The following is a 20,311-nucleotide window of genomic DNA, read 5'->3' on the forward strand; positions in this document are numbered from 1 at the left end:
GTGCGGTTGCGCGCCGGGGGCTTTTTGTTGGGCCATGAGCTCTGGGCTCTGGGCCATGAGGAACGGCAGGGGGGAGAAGCCCGCCTCTCCCCCCTGGTTTTTGCCATCTGCCATAAGCCATGGGCCATGAGCCGGGGCCCTCCCCCATGGCTCATGGCCCAAGGCCCATAACCCCTACTTGTTCTGCGACAGCCGTTCCAGCACCAGTCGGCTGACCGTCTTGAGCGTCTCGAACACGCCCACGCCCTTGTCAGACATGGCCTCGAACATCTGCAGTTCCTGCTTGGGGTCAATCACCGCGCGGATCATGGAGGTGGGCAGGGCGTCGGGCAGGTCGCGCTTGTTGATCTGCAGCACGATGGGCACGTCGCGCACGTCAATGCCGTGTTCCTGCAGGTTCTCGCGCAGGTTGCGCATGCTCTCGGCGTTGGCGCGCAGGCGGTTGGGCGCGCTGTCGGCCACGAACACGATGCCGTCCACGCCGCGCAGAATCAGTTTGCGGCTGGCGTTGTAGAACACCTGTCCCGGCACGGTGTACAGGTGAAAGCGGGTCTTGAAGCCCTGCACGCTGCCCAGGTCCAGCGGCAGAAAGTCGAAGAACAGGGTGCGCTCGTCCTCGGTGGCCAGGGAGACCATCTCGCCGCGCAGGTGCCCGGGCACCTTGGAAAACACGTGCTTGAGGTTGGTGGTCTTGCCGCTCATGCCGGGGCCGTAGTAGACGATCTTGCAGTTGATTTCACGCGCCGCGAAGTTGATGGTGCTCATGGGTGTCCTCCTGAAGAAATGCGCGCGGCTTAACCGAGCAGGTCGTCGAGCAGGGACGCCGCACCCTGGCTGAAGTCGTCATTCAGTTGCACAGGCGGCAGGTCCTTGAGTTCGTCCAGGATCGCTGCGATCTGCGTGATGGTCTTCTTGGCGTACACCTTGACCTTGCCCAGCGGCACCGAGGCGTCGAAGATCAGCGTCAGGAGCGAGTCGGTGCCCACGGATTCCACGTATAGGGTGCCGTTTTCACCCTGGTGGATCTGCTCACTGAAGGTGCGCTCGCCCAGCATGTTCGCCAGCGCAGCGGTGGCGGCGGCGTTGCTGGCCACCAGCGTGGCCACGCTGTCCAGCGCGGGGGGGCGGGGCGCCCACAGCGCTTCTTTGTGCGAGAGCACGAACCCCTTGCGGTCCACCAGCAGGCCGTAGCGCACGCCCGTGGTTTCCAGGAGCTCCTGAATATGCTGATCCACGCGCTCAAACGCGTCGCCGTAGAGTGCCAGGGTGGGTTCGATCATATGCCCGTCAGTGTAAGGGCGTTTTTCATACAAGAGCCTGACTGACTCCGGGGGCCAGGTCCACGGCGCGCGGCAGCTGACGAAAGGCTCACCCACCAGCGCCAGCACGGCACTACACTCGCCCGCGTGATGGTCAAGCGCGGCAATCGGTCCTTTGTGGCCCTGGTTCTGGTGGGCGCCCTGCTGGGCGGCGCGGCGGGGGCGAGGCCTGTGGCCATCGGCGGCCTGCTGCAAAGCGGCGCCGTGGACACCCGGCAGTTTGCGGGCGGCGAGGCGCTGGCGGTCTGGACCCTGCCCCGGCTGGGCGTGGCGGTGCGCAACGACCCGCAGGACGTGCGGCTGCTGTACGGCGCCCGTGAACTGCGCTACGCCCCGGCCACCGGCTGGCGGGCCATTGGCTTTGCCCTGACCCAGCGGCTGCCGCTGCCCGAACTGGCGGGCGGCAGCCTGTACGTGCCGCTCGCGGCCCTGAGCGCCCTGGGGGTCCCCGTGCTGGCCGATACCCCGGGCCTGCTGGACTTCGCCGCGCCGGCCAGCGTGCCCGCCGACACACTGCCGCCCTCCCCGGTCACGGCCGCGCCGGTGGCCCCAGTTCCCACGCCAGTGACCCCGGCGCCCAGCCCCACGCCCCTGAATACGCACCTGGCCACCGTGCGTGTGAGCCGCACCCTGCACCGCACCGTGGAGGTGCAGCGGGTGGTGCTGGAACTCAGCGGGCCCGCAGCGCACACCGTCACCCGTGAGGCCCAGGGCCTGAGCATCGGCCTGCCCGGGGTGGGGGCGCAGCCCGGCACGCAGACGCTGGAATCGGGCGATACCCTGACCGTCTCGGCGGGCCCCGGCGGCAGCGCCGTGTACCTGGGCACCCAGGGCGGGCGCAGCGAGGTTTTTGCCCTGGACAACCCGCCCCGTATTGTGATCGACACGACCACCTATACCGACAGCCGCGTGCCGCCGCCCATCAACCCGGAGGCCCTGCCGGAGGGCGTGACCTACCGCGCGCTGGGCAAGCTGCACCTGCTGAGCTTTGACCCGGCTGTGTATGTGCCGCGCGTGGTCACGGCGCCGGCGGGCCGGGCCAGCGGCGTGGCGGATCTGGTGCGCTCGGTGGGCGGGGTGGCGGGCGTGAACGGCGGCTACTTCGACCCGGCCAGCAACCTGCCCGTGGACCTCGTGGCGGTGGGGGGACTGATGACCGCCGGCAGCCTAGAAAAGCGCGCCACGCTGGGCTTTACCGCGCAGGGCGAGACGCTGTTCGGCTACCCGAAACCCCGCTACGTGGTCTCGGGGACCGGCTTCAGCGTCACGGTGAACAGCGTGCGCAGCAAACCCGACCCGGCGCTGCTGACCGCCTTTGTGGGCGACGGCCGCACGCGGGTGGGCGCCGACGCGCTGAGCACCCTGTACCTTGCGCCCAGCAGCGCCGCTGTGGCGCGCGCCCTGACCGGGGTGAACGTACCCCCTGCCGGCACCCTGGCCCTGACCTTTGACCCGGCCCGCTTTCCCCAGTTGCCCGCCGCGGCGGGCGCGCCCCTGACGGTCAGTCTGAACTGGCGCGCCACCGACGCCCCCTGGGACACCGCCCAGGACGCCCTGAGCGCCGGGCCGCTGCTGGTGCAGGGCGGGCGCGTGGCGATCAACCCGGCGCGCGAGGGCTTTAACACCGCCACCAACGTGTGGCGCCCCACCCGGCAGGTCGCCGTGGGGACCCTGAGCGGGCAGCCCACGGTGGCCTACTTCGAGCACGGCACCCCCGAAGCCTTTGCGGCGGCCCTGGCAGCGGCGGGCGTGCGCGACGCGGTGCGCCTGGACAGCGGCAGCAGTTCAGCCGCCTACCTGACCGGCGGCTACGCGGGCCTGGGCGGCTACCTGAACACGGTCTGGAGCCGCCCGGTGCCCAACGCGGTGGTGTTTGTGCCCCGCTCGGCGGCAGCCAGGAAATAAGGGCAGGGCCTGGGGGCGGCGCTCAGACCCCCACCCCCAGGCGCTCCATCAGGCGCACGTACGCCTGGGCCGTCACCTGCACGTCCCCGAAACTGCGGTGGCGGCCCCCGGGGGCAAAGTTCAGGCCCAGGCGGTCGGCCAGGGCATTCAGGTTATGGGCGCGCTCTTTGGGAAAGGCGCGGCGCGAGAGCTGCACGGTGCAGTGCTCGGCGGCCGGGGTCCAGTCCAGACCGTGGCGGCGGGCGTGCACCCGCATAAAGCCGCCGTCAAAGCCGATGTTGTGTGCCACCACCGGCCAGCCGTTCACGAAGTCCAGAAACTCGGGCAGCACCTCCGGCAACCCCGGGGCGCCGCGCACCATCTCGTTGCTGATGCCGTGTACCCGCTCGGCGCGCCAGGGAATCAGCAGGGGCTGTCCCGCCTCCCCCGTGGGGCGCACCAGGGTTTCAAACTTCTGCGTTTCATCCACCTGGCCGTCCACAATGCGCAGCGCGCCGATTTCCACAATGCCGTCCCGCTCGGGCGAGAGGCCAGTGGTTTCCAGGTCGAACACAACGACGTTCACGCCCTGCAGGGTAGCGCAGGGCGCAGGCAGCGGGTGATGGGTTGCGGGACCATGTTCACACCAGCGCCCAGAGGCGCTGAGGGCGAGTGCCTCAGCGCCTCTGGGTACCCCGATCAGCGCACCAGCAGCGGTTCGTAGGCCGTTTTCACCGCACCATTGGCGAAGGTCAGGCGGGCAATGGTGTTCAGGCTGGTCACCTGCCGCCCCGCCACCGCCCTCACTGCCAGGCTGAGGTTGGCGGTGACCGTGCGCCCCTGCTGGCTCAGGCGCGGATCCAGCGGGCCCGGGGTGCGGCCGGGCAGCCAGACCTCCTTTTCGGGCAGCAGCTTTTTCACGTACTGCCCGCCCTGCACATACTCGATCTCGTACTGGAATTCGGCCCGCACCACGGGGCTCTGCGCGCCCTTGGTTTCAATCACGAGGTCGCAGCGGGCCGCCTGCCCCATCACGAGGAAGGTGTTCACCCCGGCCGCCGACCGGCACGAGCGGAAGGCCCAGACGTTGAGTTTGGTGGGTCCACTGGTGAGCGTGGCGGCGCTGGGGGCGGTGCGGGTCAGGTACGCGCGGTCGGCTTCGATAACAAAGCGGGTGTACGCCGGGTCCCAGTCGCAGTAGATGCGCGAGGTGCGGTCGTCAGGGCTGGTGGCCAGCACGCGGTACTGACTGCCGTCCAGGGCGTAACAGTTCTCCAGGCGGCCCGTGTTGGACACGAACCCCATGGCCAGTTGCTGCACCGCCGCGAAGGTGGACCGGTCGAGGTCGGCGTTCACGTCGTCGTTGTACGAATGCAGGCTGATGGACGTAATGCGGCTGCCCGGCTCGCCTGACTCGCGCTGCACCTCCAGCAGCTGCGAGCCGTTGCGGCGCAGTTCGTAGGTCCAGGTGCGTCCGGACTGTTCCAGCAGCGCGCAGCTGTACTGCCGGCAAAACGGGCTGGTGGACACGGCGCCGCCCGTGCCCAGCAGGCCCGCTGCCCCTGCACCAGAGGCCAGCAGAAGGGTGGTGGTCGCAGCGAAGCGGAGCAGGCTCATGGCCTGAGCATAGAAGCCCGGCCCCCGGCGCGCACGCGAGGTTGACCAGCGTCCGGGGCCCACCCATATTCATATGGACTTCATCTGTTCCGCCGACAGGCCAGGACAGGGCCGGCTTATCGTTTCCACGCCTGGAGGGGTGCTGTTCCCTTTTCCGCTCTGCGGCGCTGCTGTGCCAGTCCGCCCCACCCTGAACCGCTGTTGCCCAGGATGGGGTCGGAGGCCGTCTCAGGAACGCCTGAAGGCCGCTCTCAGGGCAGGTCCAGCAGCGCCAGCGCGCGGTCGCGCAGGTCGTCTGGGGTATCCTCGGGCGCCACGTGCAGGGTCAGCACATCGGTTTCGCTGGGCATGGGTGGTTCAAGCGCTTCAAACTGAGACGGCAGCAGCGCGGGCCCGGCAAAGTGGCCGTCGCGCGCTTCCAGGCGCTCGTACACCAGCCCCGGCGGCACCTCCAGGTACAGAAACCGGGTGCCGGGCAGCCGCAGCACGTCGCGGTAGCGGCGTTTCAACGCCGAACAGGCCAGGACCACCTGCCCGCGCTCGCCCAGGGCGCGGCGCAGGGCCAGCAGCCAGGGACGGCGGTCGTCGTCCGTCATGGGGGTGCCGGACGCCATCTGGGCGCGCGCCTGCTCGGAGTGATAGTCGTCGGCGTCCAGAAAGGGCCAGTCCAGGGCCCCGGCCAGGGCCTGCCCCAGCGCGGTCTTGCCACTGCCAATGACGCCCATGACCACCACTCGCATGCCCCAGTGTGCCGGGCGGCCCAGGCCCGGTGGGTTTAGGGGACGTTTAGCTTTTGCAGCGCGCCCACCGCCTCCTCCTTGCCCTTGGCTTCCACCTCTATCCAGGGCACATCGGCGTAGGCGCTGGGCACCGCACTGATCAGGTGGCTGTGGCGGCGGTCCCCGGGGCCCTCCAGGCCGTTGCTCAGGTGCACCACCTGCCAGGACGGGGGCTGCCACGTGCCCCGGGCGGCCAGCACCCACTCGCGCACGCTGGGGTCTTCCTGGTCGGGCAGCTTTTCGCGCACCACATGGTGGTGGGCATCAAACACCAGGGGCGTGCCGGTGGCTTCACAGACCGGCAGCAATTCGGCCGGGCCATACGCCCGCTCATCGTTTTCCAGTCCCAGGCGCAGGCGCACGCCGTCGGGCAGGTCGGGAATGACGGCCTGCAATTCGGCGGCGCGGCCCCCCTTGCCGCCGTGCAGCAGCAGCAGGTTCCAGGTGCTGCGGGTCAGCCCCAGGCCGTCCAGCACGCGGGCGTGGCTGATCATTGCCTGCACGCTGGCCACACGCACCTCGGGGCGGTCACTGTTCAGCACAATGAACTGTTCCGGGTGCATCAGCACGCGAATCCCGGCGTCCACGAACGCCTGCCCAGCTTCGCGCAGCTGCGGGGCCAGCCCGTCCAGCACCGCCGAGCCCGTGTCGTCGCCCACCAGGTCCAGCATGGGAAAGAGGCTGGAACTCAGGCGGTACAGGCGAATGCCGCGCGCCGCGCAGTAGTCGGCGGCGCGGCGCACCCGGGCAATGTTGTCGGCGTACAGGTCCAGCAGTTTGGCCTCGCGCTCGGCCGGAGACAGCAGCTGGTAGCGCGAGAGGGTCACGGTGCGAAAGCGCACCTCCGGTCCTACCGTCATGCACACCAGCCCGTAGGCGGGGCCAGTCACGCGGGCCTCCGGGCCTGTTTGCGGCAGCGCTCCGAGCAGTAGCGCACCTGCTCCCAGTCGCGCGCCCACTTGCGGCGCCAGGTAAAGGGCAGGCCGCAGGCGGCGCACACCTTGCTGGGCCGCTGACTGGGGGGCCGCCCTTTTCCAAATGAGGCTTGCGTGGCCATTGCGCGCAGCATGCCCCGCCCACTTCCCGGGTGACAGTGCCGGCGCTTGCTGTTTTCTTGGGGGTTGGGCGAGGACTGCGGTGAAAGCAGGATTGAGAAGCTGGCTTCACATTGAAAACGTTTTCGAATGGGATGGTCTGCTGTTGTCCCTTTCGACCGACAAGTTGTTCCTGCCGGGCCACCTAAGGCTTGACAGCGCTTTCAGGACCTCTTACGCTGCGGCCAAGCAGTCCAATCCAGTCTGGCCCTGGCGTCAGGGCTTCTCTTGCCGTCGGCCTTTTCGCTGGTGCGGGCGGTGAAGGCTGCTGTGTCTCCCCCTGCCGCGTTCCCGCCGCTCCCCGCCCCCCCTGCCCCGGAGGACCTATGCGCCAGTTCACCTGCTTCACTGCCCTTCGCCTGAGCCTGCCCCTGGCGCTGCTGCTGGCGGCCTGCAGCCCTACTGCTGCTGCCGAGCCCAAACCCGTCTGGCAGGATGAATTTGACGGGCCAGCCTTGAGCGCCCAGCGCTGGAGCCCGCAGCTGGGCAACGGCTTTGTGTCGGGCACCGACTACGTGACCGGCTGGGGCAACAACGAGTTGCAGTACTACACGGACCGGCCGCAGAATATTCGCCTGGAGAACGGCGAGCTGGTGATCACCGCGCGCAAGGAGAGCTTCACCGGGCCCAGTGGCAACACCAGCGGCACCTTCGGCTGGACCTCGGGGCGCATCCGCACCGCCGGCAAGTTCAGCCGCACCTACGGCCGCTTCGAGATTCGCGCCAAGTTTCCCCGGGGCAAGGGCCTGTGGCCGGCCATCTGGATGCTGCCCGAGGAGCCCAGTCCCTACGGCACCTGGGCCGCCAACGGCGAACTGGATATTGCCGAGGGCTGGGGCAGTAGACCCAGCGAGGTGGCCCAGACCATCCACTACGGCGGGATGTGGCCCAACAATGTGTATGCAGGCCAGACCGTGACCTACCCCAGCGGCGCCATGGACGACTGGCATGTGTACGCCGTGGAATGGACCCCCGGCAAGATCCAGTGGTTCATTGACGGCCAGCTGACCTCGGAAAAGACGGAGTGGTGGAGCGCCCGGGGCACCCCGCCCAGCGGCGAGGCCGACCTGCACCCCTGGCCTGCGCCGTTTGATCAGCCGTTCTACCTGCTGCTGAATCTGGCGGTGGGCGGCAATTTCGACGGCAACCCGGACGCCACCACGCCGAGCACGGCCGAGATGCGGGTGGACTACGTGCGCGTATCTGGCCTGGAGGCCGAGCGGCAACCGGCGGGCCAGCGGCCCACGATGACCTATCCCTGGACGCCGGTGCCAGCCCGCCCCGCGCTGCCGGACGGCAATCTGGTGTACAACCCCAGCTTCGACTGGGCCGACACCGACCCGCGCGTGACCCCCGGTGCGCCCCGACTGGCCGGCGTGGGTCAGTCGGCCTTCTGGACCCTGTTCACCAGTGACGGCCAGGTGCAGTTGAGCAACGACGCCGGGGCCGGCAACGCCCTGAAGGCTGACATCACGGCTCCTGGCAGCGTGAACTACGCCGTGCAGGTGCGCCAGGACGGCCTGAATGTGGAAGCGGGCGGCAAATACGAGGCGAGCTTTGAGGTCTGGGCCGCCCAGCCCCGCGCCATGATGGTGAAGGTGGGCGGCGGCCCCGACCGGGGATACGCCGCCTATTCCGGCGAGCAGAGCGTGCCCATCGGCACTGCCAGGGAGCGCCGCACCGTGACCTTCGACATGAAGGCCGTGACCGACGCGGCGGCCCGGCTGGAATTCAACCTGGGGAACGCGGGCGCGGGCCCGGTCTGGCTGGACAATGTGGTGGTCAAGCGCGTGGGCAACGCGGCGGGGGCGCGCCCCCCGGCCAGTGACGGCAACCTGCTGTACAACGCGGCGTTCAATCAGAACAGCGCCGCTCACCCGGGCATCTCGGGCGTGCCCGGCACCGCGTTCTGGAGCACCTGGGAGAGCGGCACCAATGGCCTGAGCACGGCCACCAGCGGCGGCGAGGTCACCCTGAATGTGGCCCGCGTGGACCCGGCCAACAACTGGCACGTGCAGCTGAACCAGACCGACGTGCCCCTGGTGGCGGGTCAGACCTACACCCTCACCTTCACCGGCCGCGCCAGCAGCCCGCGCGAGGTGGGCGTGGTGATTGGCGAAAACGGCGGCAGCTACGCCCGCTACCTGGATGCCAGGGCGGCCCTGACCCCCACGCCTGGGGGCCTCACCTACACCTTCACGGCCCCGGTGACGAACCCGGCGGCGCAGCTGCAGGTGCTGGGCGCGGTGGGCCAGCCGGGCGAGAGCTACAGCCTGTCGTTCAGGGACTTCCGGCTGGTGCCGACACCGAAGTAGCCGAAGAACGAAACCGGACCCCGGGTGAACGCCGCGCCTCCTCTGCCTCTGCGGGAGACGTGGCGTTTCACTGTGCCTGCCGCACGTCTGGTCATCTGCGCTTGCATGACCCTGCAAAATCCGCAAGCTATGTAGTGCAAGCCTTGCAACACAAGCCTTGGAGGCCTTTTGATGACCCCTTTGAAATCCGGCACCATTGATCTGATTCTGCTTTCGGCCCTGCGTGAGCAGCCGCGCTATGGCCTGGAACTGGCCCAGCACATCGGCACCCGCAGCGGCGGGCTCTTTGAGCTGTCTGAGGGCAGCCTCTACCCGGCCCTGCTGCGCCTGAATAGGGCTGGGCTGATTGAGGGTGAGTGGCACCCCACCCCCGGCGGCGGCAGTCCCCGCAAGGTCTACCGCTTAACGGACCAGGGCGCCACCGAACTGACGCGCCGCCGGGACGAGTGGCAACGCCTACAAACCGCAGTGAACGCCCTGCTGGGCGGGCGGCTCGCATGAGCCGCGCAGTGAGCCGTTACGTGTTCCGCGCGACCCTGGGCCTGCCCCGGCACGAACGCCTGGAACTGGCCGCCGAACTTCGCACGCATCTGCTGGACCGCACCCGGCAGCTGCAAGCCGAGGGGTTTTCCCGTGAAGAAGCCGAGCACCTGGCCGTGCAGGGTATGGGGAACGTGTCCGTGACCAACCGGCAACTGCTGGGGCATGTGTTGACGCATCCCCTTGGCTGGGCCGTCCTGGCGGCACTGCTGCTGTGCGGGGGCAGCTGGTGGGTGTGGCGGTACGTTCCCCTGCCGGCTTACAGGCAGACGAGTGTTCAGTGGTCGCAGACGGTTGAAGCGGCGGACCTAGCCCGGCTTTACGAGGTGAACGCGCCGCGCGGCGAGATGCTGACGGCCGACCTCCGTGTGCCGGCCCGCGCCCAGTGGTTTTACCTGGTGGTCATTTCGCAGCGGGAAGAGGGCATGTTCCGGCTATGGCGCTACGACCTGCGGGGCCGCACGGCCTCCGGCGAGGCCACGGTGTCGCCCAATGTGGCGAAAAAGGCTCGGCTTCTCCTGACGGCCCAGGCATGGAACACGGCGCCTTATTGCACGTCGGACGGACAGGTGGCGCTGCTGGCCGACCTGCGCTGGACACCCCAGAATGGCGCGGCCCTGGAGGGGGGCATGATGGCGTACAGCGGTGAGAAGCGAGCGTACGGAATTCCGTCTGGGGTCATGTGCCAGAACCTGCACTTGCCCATGAGTGGGACGGAAATTGACGGCGGAACCATGCAGGCGTGGCAGCAGCGGCACCTTCAGGGTGCCCGGCCTGCGATGAACAGCTGGACGGTCATGGCCTTTTACTCGGTGAATTACACACCGACGGGAAAAGCAACGTTTCAAAGCACCGAGCCGACGCACAAACATGATTTTCTGGTGGCCGTTATGCCCGCCGACCAGCTGATGGACGCCGACGCCACCATTCATGGTGGCCGGGACCAGGGGCGGGGCTACAGCCTGCAAACCCGGACCCAGAACTGGCGACAGAACTTCCCCACTCTCCCCCGCCCCACGGGGCTTAGCCGCTGACCGCCTGCCGGCCCAGCGCCGCGTGGGCTTCAAGCAGCAGGGCCTCGGTTTCGTCCCAGCCCACGCAGGCGTCGGTCACGCTCTGGCCGGGGACCAGGGTGCTCAGATCAGCGGGGATGCTCTGCTTGCCGGGCCTCAGGTGGCTCTCGATCATCAGGCCGCGAATGGCCCTCTGGCCGCCCAGGCGCTGCTGCAGCACGTCGCGCCAGACCAGGGCCTGCCGGGTATGGTCCGAGCCGCTGTTGGCGTGCGAGCAGTCCACCATCACCGCCGGGCTCAGGCCCGCCGCCGCCATCAGGTCGGCGGTTTCGCGCACGAACTGCGGGGCGTAGTTGGGCCCGCCGCGCCCGCCGCGCAGAATCACGTGGCCGTCGGGGTTGCCCAGCGTATGCACGATGCAGCCCCGGCCATCGTCGTCAATGGTGAAAAAGGCGTGGGGCGCGCGGGCCGCCACAATGGCGTCCACCGCCAGCTTGATGCCGCCGCCCGTGCCGTTCTTGAAGCCCATGGGCGCCGACACCGCGCTGGCCATCACCCGGTGGGTCTGGGATTCGGTGGTGCGCGCCCCCAGACAGGCCCAGGCCACGGCGTCGAACACGTACTGCGGGGCAAAGGGGTCCAGCAGTTCTGTGGCCACCGGCAGCCCCAGCTCACTCACCTGCACCATCAGGCGGCGGGTGAATTCCAGTCCCTTGTTGATGTCGTTGGCGCCGGTCATGTCCGGGTCCAGCAGGTAACCGCGCCAGCCCACGGTGGTGCGCGGCTTGTCCACGTACACCCGCATCTGCACCTCCAGGCGGTCCTGGACCCGCTCACGCAGGGCCGAGAGGCGCGCGGCATACGCCAGGGCCTGCTCGTGGTCGTGAATGGAGCACGGCCCCACCACCACCAGCAGGCGGTCGTCTCGGCCATGCACGATGTCCTGCGCGGCGCGGCGCCCGGCCAGCACGGTGCGCTCGGCGGCCGGGGTCAGGGGCCAGCGGGCTTTGAGGGCACGCGGCGTAATCAGCGGCGTGAAGGAACTGATATTCAGATTCTCGGTGCGGCCAGGGGCAACGGTGGGTTCGGGGTGGGTCATGGGCAGGTCCTTGGGGTGAACGAAAGCGCCCGGTGGCCTTGGAGGCTCACCGGGCGGGTGGAGGAACAGCAGCGCGACTCAGGCCCGGCAGCGAGGGGGCCAATAAAAAAAGGGAGCGCGCGCGGGCATGGGCGCAGTCTAGGCGCCCGGGGCCGCCGGCAGGGGCCGCCCGGTCTAGAGGGGGCCGCCGGGGCGGCGGCCGGCGACCGCTTCACCCCTGTGCGATCTGGCGCAGCTTCTCCACGCGGGCAGCCAGGTCATTCAGCTGCAGGGCCCGCAGGGCCTTGGTGGTGCGGGTCAGCCCAGCCTCGTCCACCCGGCCCTGGTTCCAGCCGGCAATCAGCATGGCGCAGCCCTGCAGGGCGTCGCTCACCGTTTCCTTGTGAAACATGGCCGCGAGATTGCCGCTCTGGGCCGGGGCCGTCTGCTGCGCCTGGGCCTGCACGTCCAGCACCACCTGCATGAACACCTGATCCAGGCGGGCGCGGTCATCGGGGGCAATGGGAGTTCCGGTCATGGGGCGCAGTGTAGTGGGCCGGGCCACTGGCCGTGCTGGGGCCCCGCCCCGGACAGCACCCCAGGCCCCTCAGCTGGGCCCCGCCGCAAGGCCGGTGTACAGGGCTTCCAGGGCGCTGCGCAGCGCCGGGGCAAAGGTCACGCACAGCGGGGCCAGTTCGGGGTCGCTCAGGGCGGCCTGCACGGCGGGGGCCGGGTCGCCCATGGGATACAGCCCGGCCACCAGCGCCTGGGTATAGGTCAGCAGAGGCAGGGCGCGCTCCGGGGGCAGGGTGGGCAGCGCACGGCACAGGGCCCTCAGCAGCGGTTCCAGGCGCGCCAGCAGCCAGCGCTTGTGGGCCAGGGCCCCTTCCGGCGTGAGATTGCGTTCCAGCAGGCCCGCCAGATGCGGCGTCAGCCGGGTCAGGTCGGCGTGGTCGGCCAGGAGGGCCGCGCTCAGGGTGGCCAGCGAGGCCGGGGTATGCGTGCCCCCCAGGGTCAGGTGGCGCTCCCAGTCGTCCACAAAGTCGCCCAGCAGGGTTTCGTACAGGGCCAGAAACAGGCTTTCCTTGGTGGGAAAGTAACCGTACAGCGCGGCCTTGGTCAGGCCCAGCCGGGCCGCCACCGCCTGCAGGGTGATGTCCTCGTAGCGGTGGGCGCGCCACAGGTCGTGGGCCACCCGCACCATCTCGGCCCGGCGGGCGGCCTTGGCCGGCCCACTGCGCGCCCGAACAGAAGTAACCATGGGTTAATTGTAACAGGGGAATGTCTATAGGCTGTTGACCTTCTCCCGATTTTGGCGGAATCAGACCGGCAAGCATGACGGTTGACAAACTAACCCTGGGTTACTAAACTACTTTTAGTAACCCAGGGTTACTTACCTGGCAAGGAGGCTTCTATGACCCCAACCTCTGCCCTCGCCCTCGTGACTGGTGCCAGCAGCGGCATCGGTGAACATCTGGCCCGTGGTCTGGCGGCCCACGGCGCCCATCTGGTGCTGGTGGCCCGCAGCGCCGGGCGCCTGCAGGCTCTGGCCCAGGAACTTCAGCAGCAGCACGGCATTCAGGTGCATGTGCTGCCTGCCGACCTGGCGCAGCCCGGCGCCGCCGCCCACCTGACAAATGAGCTGCGCGCCCGGGGCCTGCACCCCGACATCCTGGTGAACAACGCCGGCCTGGGCACCTTCGACGAATTCCTGCACCAGACCCCCGAGGCCATTTCCGGGCTGATCGCGCTGAACATCACGGCCCTGACCGAGCTGACGCGGCTGCTGGCGCCGCACATGGTCGCGCAGGGGCGGGGGCGCATTCTGAATGTGGCCAGCACCGCCGCCTTTCAGCCGGGGCCCCTGATGGCCGCCTACTACGCCAGCAAGGCGTACGTGCTCAGCCTCAGTGAAGCGCTGAACGAGGAACTGCGCCCATCGGGCGTCAGCGTGACGGCGCTGTGTCCGGGCCCCGTGGAAACGGGCTTTCAGGCCGCCAGTGGCCTGGGCCGCAGCCAGCTGCTGCGCGGCCCGGTGCGCCTGGCCATGCTGAGCGCCGAGCAGGTGGCCCGCGCGGGCCTGGACGCCATGCTGCGCGGACAGGCGGTGGTGATTCCGGGGCGCATCAACCAGCTGCAGATTGCCGCGCTGCGCCTGCTGCCGCGCGCTGTGGTGCCGCCCATGATCCGCCGCCTGCAGGCCCAGCGCCACGCCTGAACCCACATTGCGGTCCCTGCTTTGAAGAGCCGCGACTGACCCACACAGAACAGGGCCGTACCAAGGTCGGCCCTGTTCTGTGTTCTTTCTGTTCGGGTGCTCCCCTGCTGGTCAGCGGGCGCGGGGGTCACCCCGGGCCACGGCAAACACGCCGCCCCAGGCCCGGTAACTGCTGCGAATCACGTCCGTGCGGCGCGCGCCACCGGGCCAGACCACCTGCCGCACCACCCGGGCCTGCCCGCCCGTGGCCGGCATATCCACGCGGCGCACGCCGCCCGGCGCCAGGGCCGGGTCCACCATGTAGGTGGGGGCTGGGGCCGCCACCACGCCGCGCACCTGCACCGGGGCCAGCTGCACCCGGCGCCCATCGGGCCGGGCAAACAGGTGCACCTGCAACTGGCTCCGGGCCATGTTCCATTCGGCCTGCACCAGGACCGGGCTGGCAAAATCGTTGCGCCAGCGCAGGTTCTTGCTGGGAGCGTACACGGCGGCGTCCTCGCCGGGGGCGCCGTAATACCCCACCTGATAGGAGTGGGCGTGCCGCTCGGTGATGGGCACGCCCGCCCGCAGCGCCGCCCGGAACACTGTGGTACTCACCTGGCACAGGCCGCCGCCCTCTTCCAGTTGCAGGGTCTGCCCGGTCACCACGTACCCGCGCGCGTAGCCGGTGCGCGCGGCAATGTCGCCTATCCGGGCATTGAAATTGAAGGTTTCGCCGCGCCCCAGCCACTGCCCGTGCAGGCGCGCTGCCCCCACCCGGATGTTCTGCACCCGGAACGCCGGACTGCCTTCAAAGGACGAGGTGCCGGTGGCCACATGCCCCAGGCCCTGGGCCTGTGCCCAGCGCACACTGCGCGCGGGCGCCGTGAGCCGGATAGGCACCTGCGCGCTGGCCTCGCCCCGGCGCAGGGCCGCGCGCACCGCCTGATTGGCCGCTGGCACGTCCACCGTCCAGCCGGTCTGGGCCTCGCCCACCCAGGTCCTCCCCACCCGGCGAAAACGCAGGTCACGCGGCTGGCGCGCCCCGATCTGGGTATAGGCCCGGTTCAGGGCAGCCTGCAGGCTGGACAGGTCACCCCCCGCCCGGGCCGCCGCCTGCGCCGGAGCGCCCAGGGGCACGCGCAGGGTCCGGTGCAGCACCCGCCGCTGCACCTCCCCGCGCACAAGCTGCGGCTCTGGCACGCTCCAGCGCAGGGTGAGGGTGGTGGGCATGGGCGGTCTGGGCCGGGGCGCGGTGGACCCGGGCGCAGCGGCCAGGTTCGCCACGGGCGCCGCAGCCGGGCGGGGCGACGCGGGCCCGGCCAGCAGGCCGGTCAGGGCCAGCACGCCCAGCGCGGCCAGCGACCAACTGTAAACTGGTGGACTCATCTCGCCTCCCGTGGGCGGTCCGGCGGCCCTCTGGGGGGCCAGCCTGCTGCGTGCTGTCGGGGCCGCTGGCCGGCGAGCGGCCCCGACAACGTCGAACACAAAAGCGGCGCGGCCAGGCCGCGCCAGTGGGGCGGCGGGGCCACCCAGAGCGGGGGGCCCCGCGCCCGGTCAGGGCATCAGGACTGTATCCACCACATGAATGATGCCGTTGCTCGCGCGGATGTCGGCGCGCGTCACGGTGGCGTCATTGATCATGACCATGTTGCCCGAGGTGCGGATGCTGAGGTTGGCACCGTTGGCCGTCTTGGCACTGCTGAGCCCGGTCACCTGCGCGGCCGTGACCCGGCCCGGCACCACGTGGTACAGCAGCAGGGCGCGCAGCCGTTCGCGGTCGTTCAGCAGGGCGTTCAGATCTGCTGCAGGCACCTTGGCAAAGGCAGCGTTCGTGGGCGCAAAGACCGTGAAGGGCCCGGCGCTGTTCAGGGTGTCCACCAGCCCCGCCGCCTGCACCGCACTCAGCAGCGTGCTGAAGTTCGGATCGTTCGACACGATGGCCGCAATCGTGTTGCCACGCGGCACGGCACTGCCACCCCCCGCCACCACCACGCCCGGCAGCATCAAAGCAGCAAGCATCATCACTTTCTTCATAGAAAGCCTCCTTAAAGATACAGCTCCTGTTGTTGATCTTTCGCCACGCTTTCGTCAGCCAATCAGCACTCAGCTATTGGACAACATCAAACTAAATGGTCGGGCTCGGTCATACGGTACGGGGCCGTACAAAGCAGAAACGGGGCCGTGTTAAAAAGGCGTGCCCCGCCACAGTTCACGGCGCACGTTCAGGCGGCATCTTCACAGTTGAGACGAATGTCATGTGGTGTGCCACCTCCCCGGCCCTGTTCCGGGGGGCTCGCTCCACGCCCGGAGGAACGCCCTTCGCTGCGGCGCCGTGCCCCGACCTGAATCGTCCGCGAAGACAATTCGGCCAGAGCCGGTATGAGACAATCAGCGGGTGATGACGGACCCCTCCCTGACCTCCGGCGAGCAGACCCGCTCTGGCTTTGCAGCCATTGTGGGCAAGCCCAACGTCGGCAAAAGCACCCTTCTCAACGCCTTTCTGGGCACCAAAGTCGCGCCCACCAGTCCCCGGCCCCAGACCACGCGCCGGGGCGTGCGCGGCATTCACACCAGCGGCGAGCGCCAGATCGTATTTGTGGACACGCCGGGCCTGCACAGGCCCAAAGACGCCCTGGGCAAGTACATGAACCACGAGGTCCACGCCGCCCTGGCTGATGTGGACGCCGTGATCTGGGTGGTGGACCTGCGTCACCCCCCCACCGACGAGGACAGTCTGGTGGCCCGGCAGGTGCGCGACCTGCCCAAGCCGCTGTTTCTGGTGGGCAACAAGACCGACGCGGCCAAATACCCCGACGAGGCCATGAAGCTCTACCGCGCCCTGCTGGAGGGCCGCGACGCCCAGACCAGCGAGACCATGCTGAGCGCCCAGAACAACCCGAATGCGGTGGCCACCCTGCGCGAGCAGCTGCTGGACGTACTGCCCGAAAACCCCTTCTTCTTTCCGCAGGGCGCCGCCAGCGACCAGAGCCGCGAGATGTGGGCCGCCGAGATCATCCGTGAAGAGGCCATGAAAAAGCTGCGCGACGAGCTGCCCTATGCGGTCGCCACCCGCGTCAACCGCTGGACCGAGCGCGACGACGGCCTGCAGCGCATTGAGGGCGAGATTGTGGTGGAGAAGAACGCCCACAAGGGCATGGTGATCGGCGCGGGCGGCAAGCAGCTGCGCGAGATTGGGCAGGCGGCCAGAAAGCAGCTGGAAGTCTTTCTGTCGCGCAAGGTCTTTCTGGGCCTGGAAGTCATCGTGATTCCCGGCTGGCGCGAGGACGAGGAAGCCCTGCGCGAACTGGGCTACGAGTAAAAGGCGCTGGGCCATGGGCTCTGGGCCATAAGCCATGAGGAAAGCGCCCCGATGGTGGGGCGCTTTCTTTCGTTTTGGCCTTTGGTCACGGCAACGGCACAGGGCTTGCGCCTGAAATGCCGTCCCCCATGGCTCATCCGGACTGCCGTCCATTTCCGGAACATTCAGAAAAGAACTGGATGTTTCTCCACTTCCCGGACATCTGCACTCTCTCCTGCTCTGCTCCGCAGCTTTGCGAGTCCCTCCGGCCGGAAACATTCCGTCATGGGTGACGGCATTGTTCGGAAGTCGGATCAGAGCTCAGGGCCCATGGCCTGTTCCCTCAGCGCGTCCTCGTAGAACAGCTTCGTGTGATACATGCGAATCTGCCCGGCCGTGTACAGAGCGGCAAATTCGGCGCCAGATACAAAGCGTACCTCAGTGACCTCATCGGCCAGCGCCGGGCGAAAGGTGGATTCGGGCAGGGCCTCGGCCAGCCATGCGTGTCGCAGCACCGGCACGCCATCGGGGAAGTGGCCCAGGTAGGCGGCCAGGAACTTCAGCAGCCGCACCCGGACCCCCGCCTCTTCCCAGGCTTCGCGCACCGCCGTGTCCTGGGGATTCTCGCCGGGCTCCACCGTGCCGCTGGGGATGTGCCACAGTCCGGCCTTCTGCCGCTGCGTGGGCACGCCCTGTTCGCGGACCAGCAGAATGTCGCCCGCCGCGTTCAGAATGACCACGCCCGCCGCCCGGTGGGAGACCGGCGTGTGCAGTTCAGGGCCAAACTGCATCTGACGGGCCTCCTGTGCTGCTCAAGCCCGCTGGCGCCCTTTCAGGTTGCAATGCTGCGGGTCCGCCTCGCTTCGCCTCCGGCTTACCTGACCTCTGCATTACCAGCCTTCCCGCCTGCGCAGCCCGGTGAGGTGGGCCACGTGGTGCTGGCCGTGCCACGCGTACATGGCCAGCAGCGTGTCCAGGGTGTAGGTGCGGTCCTGCGCCGGGTGGGTCCAGGGCCGTGACCAGTCACTCACGCCTTCCAGCACGGCCACCAGCCGGACGTGCAGGCTGGCCAGCAGTTCCAGGCTGACCTCCGGGGCCAGCCGGCTGTCGGGCAGTTCGGCCCACAGGGCTTCCTCGTAGGGCTTAACAGCGGGATTGTCCTCGGTCAGCGCCAGCTTCACTCGCGTGAAGGCGTTCAGGTGGCTGTCGGCCACGTGGTGCACCACCTGCCGCGCGGTCCAGCCACCGGGGCGGTAGGGAGTGTCCAGCCCGGCAGCGGTCAAGCCACTCACGGCCGCGCGCAGCTCGCCGGGCAGGGTGCGCAGGGCCTGCAGGGCGGCGGTTCGTTCCTCTGGGGTCAGGTACAGGGGCGTGGGCATGGGGCCCAGCGGATAACGGGGGTCGGTCATGGCCGGGCGTCCTCCTTGCGGGTCCAGCGGTTCGCGTCGCGGCCCTCCACCTTGGCCATCATGCGCTCAAAGCCCCGTTCCAGGCTCAGGCCGCGTTCATTGGCCATGCACAGCATCACGAACAGCAGATCGGCCAGTTCCATTTCCAGGTCGCCGGTCTCCTCGCCGGGCTTGGGGGTCTTGCCGTGCTCGTGGGCCAGCACCCGGGCAATCTCGCCAGTCTCCTCGGTCAGGCGGGCCAGCATCAGCAGCGGCGGAAAATAGCCCTCCTTGAACTGCGAAATATAGGCGTCCACCCGCTCCCGGGCCTCCTCGAAGGTCAGACTCATGGGGGGCAGCATAGCGGGCCCCCCCGCGCTCCGCTGCCATGCGAAAGGGCGGCCCCCATCTGAAGGGCCGCCGCTGTGACTGGGTGATCGGCTCTGGGTGAGCGGATCTGGATTAGCGGATGTAGAGGAAGGTTTCCTGCACGTCGCGGTCGGCGGTGTTGTAGGGCTGCAGGTAGGCGTCGCTCTCGGCGTTCCAGCGGCCGTTGTCGTAGGTGCCGCGCAGCACAAGGTCGGTGGTGGGGCGCACGCGGGTAAAGATGGCGCGCACGCGCTGCAGGCCACGGGGCTCGGCCACGTTAAAGGTCACGCCGTCACTGGCCCGGGGAAAGGTGGTGGTGCCGGCCTGCACGTAGGCGTTGCGCACCAGCACGCTGGCGTTGCCATTGCTCTGCAGGGCCAGCAGGGTCACGTAGCCCGGCGCGCGGGTGGTGATGCTCACGCGGACCGCCTCGCCCACGGCGTAGGTGCTGCCCTCGCCCCGGTCCGGGCGCAGTCCTGTAATCAGATTGCTGCCCGAGCCCTGCAGGCCCACGTTGGGGCGAACCGTCACGGTGCAGGCGCTGAGGCCAAGGGCCAGGGAACCGAGGAGAATTGCAGTGCGCATAACAAACAGCATAGGTCCGGGACCTGACGGAAAGCTGAGCCCAGGTTCAGGGCCTCCCGGCCATTGATGGGGGCGGTACCTGTGCAGGGTGGGGCCGGAATTGTGGGCCGGGAAAACCTGCCCGCCGCCCGGCGACGTAGCATGAGCCATGCGCCGCGCCGCCTGCCTGCTGATCCTGTTGCTGAGCCCGGCCCTGGCAGCGGGGCCCACCACGCCGGCCACCAGCAACGAGCCCTACACCACCAACCGCTTCTTTGCCGATCTGCAGTCGGGGCAGGTGTCGCGGGTGGTGCTCAGCAGCGCCGGGCAGGCCACCGTGACCCTCAGCGGACCCAGCGGACCTGTGGTCAAGGGGCTGCTGGTGCCCCCGGACGGCGCGACCCTGAACCGCATCCGGCGCGCGGGCGTGCCGCTGCAGGTCACGCCGGCCGGCAGTGGGCTGGGCTGGGTGGCGCAGGTGCTGCCTCTGGTGCTCACCGCCCTGATTCTGGTGGTGCTGTGGCGCTCCATGCGGGCAGGAAACAGCGGCGGCGGCGCGGCCACCTTCGGGCGGTCGAAGGCGTCGGTAATCGGGGAGGGGCAGATCAAGCTGACGTTCGCAGACGTGGCCGGCTGCGACGAGGCCAAGGCGGACCTGCAGGAAGTCGTGGACTTCCTGCGCCAGCCCGAGCGCTACCACCAGCTCGGCGCCCGCATTCCCCACGGCGTCCTCCTCGTGGGGCCCCCCGGCTCCGGCAAAACCCTTCTCGCCAAAGCCGTCGCCGGCGAGGCCCGGGTTCCCTATTTCTCCATCTCCGGCTCCGACTTCGTCGAGATGTTCGTCGGCGTCGGC

23 protein-coding genes are annotated in these 20,311 nt (G+C 68.9%); 7 read left to right on the top strand and 16 right to left on the bottom strand.

Annotation, left to right across the window (positions count from 1 at the left end; translation table 11 throughout):
• Positions 1–174 precede the first annotated feature (174 nt).
• Positions 175–765: a GTPase MglA gene (gene mglA / locus C8263_RS04965; RefSeq protein WP_107136996.1), complete on the bottom strand. Its 591-nt coding sequence runs from the start codon at positions 763–765 to the stop codon at positions 175–177.
• Between the two features lie 29 nt (positions 766–794).
• A complete protein-coding gene (gene mglB, locus C8263_RS04970) occupies positions 795–1,280 on the bottom strand; it encodes a GTPase-activating protein MglB (protein ID WP_107136997.1) in 486 nt (161 codons plus the stop codon).
• Positions 1,281–1,409: 129 nt separating this feature from the next.
• Here mglB and C8263_RS04975 point away from each other — a divergent pair, with 129 nt between their 5' ends.
• Positions 1,410–3,224, top strand: coding sequence for a phosphodiester glycosidase family protein (locus C8263_RS04975; protein ID WP_107136998.1), 1,815 nt, complete (start codon positions 1,410–1,412; stop codon positions 3,222–3,224).
• A 22-nt stretch (positions 3,225–3,246) separates the two neighbouring features.
• Here the strand turns inward: C8263_RS04975 and C8263_RS04980 are convergent, their stop codons facing one another.
• From C8263_RS04980 to C8263_RS05000, 5 genes are all read right to left on the bottom strand, one after another.
• The gene (locus C8263_RS04980; protein ID WP_107136999.1) at positions 3,247–3,789 is read right to left on the bottom strand and encodes a 3'-5' exonuclease; all 543 of its coding nucleotides are present in this window, start codon (positions 3,787–3,789) and stop codon (positions 3,247–3,249) included.
• A gap of 113 nt (positions 3,790–3,902) precedes the next feature.
• Positions 3,903–4,820, bottom strand: a complete 918-nt coding sequence (locus tag C8263_RS04985; protein ID WP_107137000.1) for a hypothetical protein — start codon at positions 4,818–4,820, stop codon at positions 3,903–3,905.
• Positions 4,821–5,071: 251 nt separating this feature from the next.
• Positions 5,072–5,560 (bottom strand): gluconokinase, encoded by a 489-nt coding sequence (locus C8263_RS04990; protein WP_107137001.1) that lies wholly within the window; start codon positions 5,558–5,560, stop codon positions 5,072–5,074.
• 35 nt (positions 5,561–5,595) lie between these two features.
• Entirely contained in the window at positions 5,596–6,489 is an 894-nt protein-coding gene (gene uvsE, locus C8263_RS04995) for a UV DNA damage repair endonuclease UvsE (RefSeq protein ID WP_269845121.1), read from the bottom strand.
• Positions 6,486–6,656, bottom strand: a complete 171-nt coding sequence (locus tag C8263_RS05000; RefSeq protein WP_107137043.1) for a DUF2256 domain-containing protein — start codon at positions 6,654–6,656, stop codon at positions 6,486–6,488. Before C8263_RS05000 ends, uvsE begins: the two co-directional genes overlap by 4 nt.
• Before the next feature lie 363 nt (positions 6,657–7,019).
• Between C8263_RS05000 and C8263_RS05005 the strand changes: the two genes are divergently transcribed.
• The 3 genes from C8263_RS05005 to C8263_RS19455 all read left to right on the top strand — a co-directional run bounded on the left by C8263_RS05005 (position 7,020) and on the right by C8263_RS19455 (position 10,582).
• On the top strand, positions 7,020–9,008 hold the full coding sequence (locus tag C8263_RS05005; RefSeq protein ID WP_107137003.1) for a carbohydrate binding domain-containing protein: 1,989 nt from the start codon (positions 7,020–7,022) through the stop codon (positions 9,006–9,008).
• A gap of 171 nt (positions 9,009–9,179) precedes the next feature.
• A complete protein-coding gene (locus C8263_RS05010; RefSeq protein ID WP_107137004.1) occupies positions 9,180–9,509 on the top strand; it encodes a PadR family transcriptional regulator in 330 nt (109 codons plus the stop codon).
• A complete protein-coding gene (locus C8263_RS19455; protein ID WP_199188309.1) occupies positions 9,506–10,582 on the top strand; it encodes a permease prefix domain 1-containing protein in 1,077 nt (358 codons plus the stop codon). Before C8263_RS05010 ends, C8263_RS19455 begins: the two co-directional genes overlap by 4 nt.
• Here the strand turns inward: C8263_RS19455 and C8263_RS05020 are convergent.
• The 3 genes from C8263_RS05020 to C8263_RS05030 all read right to left on the bottom strand — a co-directional run bounded on the left by C8263_RS05020 (position 10,572) and on the right by C8263_RS05030 (position 12,900).
• Positions 10,572–11,660 carry a 3-deoxy-7-phosphoheptulonate synthase gene (locus C8263_RS05020; protein WP_107137005.1) on the bottom strand — a complete coding sequence of 363 codons (1,089 nt, stop codon included), beginning with the start codon at positions 11,658–11,660 and terminating at the stop codon, positions 10,572–10,574. The genes C8263_RS19455 and C8263_RS05020 overlap by 11 nt on opposite strands.
• A gap of 211 nt (positions 11,661–11,871) precedes the next feature.
• A complete protein-coding gene (locus C8263_RS05025) occupies positions 11,872–12,177 on the bottom strand; it encodes a hypothetical protein (protein ID WP_107137006.1) in 306 nt (101 codons plus the stop codon).
• 69 nt (positions 12,178–12,246) lie between these two features.
• Positions 12,247–12,900: a TetR/AcrR family transcriptional regulator gene (locus C8263_RS05030; protein WP_107137007.1), complete on the bottom strand. Its 654-nt coding sequence runs from the start codon at positions 12,898–12,900 to the stop codon at positions 12,247–12,249.
• A 153-nt stretch (positions 12,901–13,053) separates the two neighbouring features.
• On the opposite strand from C8263_RS05030, the gene C8263_RS05035 reads away from it, so the two are divergent.
• Positions 13,054–13,857: an SDR family NAD(P)-dependent oxidoreductase gene (locus tag C8263_RS05035; RefSeq protein WP_107137008.1), complete on the top strand. Its 804-nt coding sequence runs from the start codon at positions 13,054–13,056 to the stop codon at positions 13,855–13,857.
• 111 nt (positions 13,858–13,968) lie between these two features.
• On the opposite strand, the gene C8263_RS05040 is transcribed toward C8263_RS05035, so the two are convergent.
• Positions 13,969–15,225: a VanW family protein gene (locus C8263_RS05040; protein WP_107137009.1), complete on the bottom strand. Its 1,257-nt coding sequence runs from the start codon at positions 15,223–15,225 to the stop codon at positions 13,969–13,971.
• 168 nt (positions 15,226–15,393) lie between these two features.
• The gene (locus C8263_RS05045; RefSeq protein WP_199188310.1) at positions 15,394–15,873 is read right to left on the bottom strand and encodes a fasciclin domain-containing protein; all 480 of its coding nucleotides are present in this window, start codon (positions 15,871–15,873) and stop codon (positions 15,394–15,396) included.
• 364 nt (positions 15,874–16,237) lie between these two features.
• On the opposite strand from C8263_RS05045, the gene era reads away from it, so the two are divergent.
• Positions 16,238–17,158 (top strand): GTPase Era, encoded by a 921-nt coding sequence (era, locus tag C8263_RS05050; RefSeq protein WP_107137010.1) that lies wholly within the window; start codon positions 16,238–16,240, stop codon positions 17,156–17,158.
• Between the two features lie 293 nt (positions 17,159–17,451).
• On the opposite strand, the gene C8263_RS05055 is transcribed toward era, so the two are convergent.
• The 4 genes from C8263_RS05055 to C8263_RS05070 all read right to left on the bottom strand — a co-directional run bounded on the left by C8263_RS05055 (position 17,452) and on the right by C8263_RS05070 (position 19,479).
• Positions 17,452–17,928: a Nudix hydrolase gene (locus C8263_RS05055; RefSeq protein ID WP_107137011.1), complete on the bottom strand. Its 477-nt coding sequence runs from the start codon at positions 17,926–17,928 to the stop codon at positions 17,452–17,454.
• 99 nt (positions 17,929–18,027) lie between these two features.
• Entirely contained in the window at positions 18,028–18,546 is a 519-nt protein-coding gene (locus C8263_RS05060) for a YfiT family bacillithiol transferase (protein ID WP_107137012.1), read from the bottom strand.
• Entirely contained in the window at positions 18,543–18,875 is a 333-nt protein-coding gene (locus tag C8263_RS05065; RefSeq protein ID WP_107137045.1) for a nucleotide pyrophosphohydrolase, read from the bottom strand. The genes C8263_RS05060 and C8263_RS05065 overlap by 4 nt, the downstream gene beginning before the upstream one ends.
• Positions 18,876–18,987: 112 nt before the next feature.
• Positions 18,988–19,479: a DUF4384 domain-containing protein gene (locus C8263_RS05070; RefSeq protein ID WP_107137046.1), complete on the bottom strand. Its 492-nt coding sequence runs from the start codon at positions 19,477–19,479 to the stop codon at positions 18,988–18,990.
• A 148-nt stretch (positions 19,480–19,627) separates the two neighbouring features.
• Here C8263_RS05070 and C8263_RS05075 point away from each other — a divergent pair.
• Positions 19,628–20,311 (top strand): AAA family ATPase (locus C8263_RS05075; RefSeq protein WP_146160596.1); only part of this gene is annotated, 684 nt, incomplete at its 3' end.

The sequence above is a fragment of the Deinococcus arcticus genome, from assembly GCF_003028415.1.
In the GTDB taxonomy this organism is placed as follows: Bacteria; Deinococcota; Deinococci; order Deinococcales; family Deinococcaceae; genus Deinococcus; species Deinococcus arcticus.